The organism is bacterium (assembly GCA_026398675.1).
Classification (GTDB): Bacteria; RBG-13-66-14; RBG-13-66-14; order RBG-13-66-14; family RBG-13-66-14; genus RBG-13-66-14.
On the sequence record JAPLSK010000032.1, the window covers coordinates 1 to 2,107 of the forward strand.

The 2,107-nt window shown below is 66.1% G+C and carries 2 protein-coding genes; both read left to right on the forward strand.

The annotated features are described in order from the left end of the window. The coding region (locus tag NTW26_00415) for a hypothetical protein (GenBank protein ID MCX7020737.1) at positions 1-1,023 on the forward strand (1,023 nt) is incomplete at its 5' end. Between the two features lies 1 nt (position 1,024). Next, positions 1,025-1,951, forward strand: coding sequence for a hypothetical protein (locus NTW26_00420; GenBank protein MCX7020738.1), 927 nt, complete (start codon positions 1,025-1,027; stop codon positions 1,949-1,951). Positions 1,952-2,107: the final 156 nt, after the last annotated feature.

Genomic DNA, 2,107 nt, shown 5'->3' on the forward strand with positions numbered 1-2,107 from the left:
CCGAGCTACGCCCCCGGCGAAACCGAGTGCGGCGAGCTATGCTCCCGGCAAATCGGTCGCGGTGTGCGCATCGGGTTCGGCCGAACACGGCGGAATCACACGAACCGGAATCGGCGGAGGATACGGCGGTTTATCATGGTGAACGGCATCATCTTCGAAATCATCACGCCGCCCCAGTCCTGGCTGGAGGGCAAGGTCCGGGGCTGGGCCTCCCGGGTCGCCCGGATTTTGGAGGCCAACTCCATCACCCGGTTGAACATTCCCGAGGTGGTGAGCGAGAGCCGCGACGGCAGCCGGGCGGTGAGCTTCCTGAAGAAGATGGACCAGGTGCGCTTCGGCGAGATGGTGCGGGAGGTCTCGCCGGGGGTGGCCCTCGTCCCGAATAAAATCTCTGTCCTTGTCCCCCCGGAGAAGTTCCGTTCCTGGGTCGAGGAGGTCCACGCCAAGGGCGTCCGCGACCTGATTCTGGTGGGCGGCGAGTCCCACCGGGTCGAGTACCCGGGCTGGTCGGTTCCGGAGGCGGCGTCCTTCGTCCGGGAAACGTTTCCCGACATACGGCTCGGCGGCATCACCATCTTCACCCGGTCCCGCGAGGCGGACCGCATCGTGGCCAAGATGAAGGCGGGGATTGATTTCTTCTGTTCCCAAATCGTCTTCGAGACGGCCAACATGAAGCAGGTGCTCGCCCAGCTCGACCGCCGGTGCGGGGAGGAGGGGCTGCGCTTCCCCGACGTCTTCGTCTCCCTCACCCCGGCCTCGCGCATCCGGGACATCGAGTTCATGACCTGGCTGGGGGTGGAGTTCCCCTCGGCGGTGCTGGACTACCTGGTGGAGGAGGAGGAGCGGATCGAGGAGCGCACCTTCGAGGTTGTCGAGCGGGTGATAGACGAGGTTTTCGCGTTCACGGCCAAGGACCTGCAAGGTTCGGAGATAAAGCTGGGGTTCAACGTCGAGCACGTGATGTACTCGAACCTGGAGCTCTCCGAGAGGATTCTGGGCCGCATTCTGGGGAGATTGGGCTGACATGGACGTTCTCCTGCCGGGTATCATGCCGCGTTCGGAGGGGCTGGTCCGCGCCACGCGGGATTTCGAGCGGGGACGGATAGAGCGCCGGGAGCTCGAGGAGGCGAGGCGGGCCGACGCGGAGGACCTGCGGCGCCTGCAGGAGGGGTTGCCCCACGTTTCCCCCGGCATGCTCGCCTGGGGCGACCTCTTGCGCCCCTTCGCTGGTATTATCCCCGGCTGCGCGGTGGGCGGCCTGGCGCGGTTCTTCGAGACCAACTCCTTCTGGCGCACCCTCGAATTGCCCCCGGACGCCGCGGTGGATCGATCCCGCCTGGAAGCATGGGTCGAGAGGTACTTCCTGGCCGACGGACTATTCAAAAAAGAGGAGGGGCTGGTCTTCACGCTTCCCTTCCCCTTCGTTTTCCGCGACTTCTCCCGGGGCCTCGGCCTGCCGCGAATCGCCGAGATTTTAACGGAGGCGGCGGAGCCCCTCGTGAAGCTGCCGAACAAGGTCCTGTGCCTCTTCGAGCCCGGCTTCGGCTACCGGGATTTCACGGACGACGACCGCCGCGTCGGGATGGAATTCATCGGACGGCTCAAGGCCCTGTCCCCGACGCCCGTTTACGTGGTGAGCGCCTTCTTTCCCCTGGGCGTGGACCTGGCATATTTCCTCGACCTGCCGGCGGACGGCTTCGGCGTTGACCTCTACGCCAACCCGCTCGACGACGTCCTCGACCGCCTCCCGGACGGCAAGGCCTTCCTGGCGGGCGTCCTGAACACCGGCTCGACCCTCGTGGAATCCCCCGAGGTGCAGCGGGGCGTCTTGGAGCGCCTGCGCGACGGGCTGCCGGAGGATAAAATCCACCTGACGCCCAACGGGCCGGCGGAGCTCCTCCCCCGGGCCGTGCTGGAGGCCAAGGTCGCGAATCTTCGGGAGTTACGGTGAAGCCTCTGCTCACGCACGAGATAGGCTCCATGGCCAAGCCCCCCTGGCGGGTCAAACCCTTTCGCGGAAAACCCCAGGACGACCGCGACCTCGACCACGCCCGGGAGTGGGGCGAGCGGCTGGGCGTCGAAGAACGGGACGAGCTTCTGGAACGCT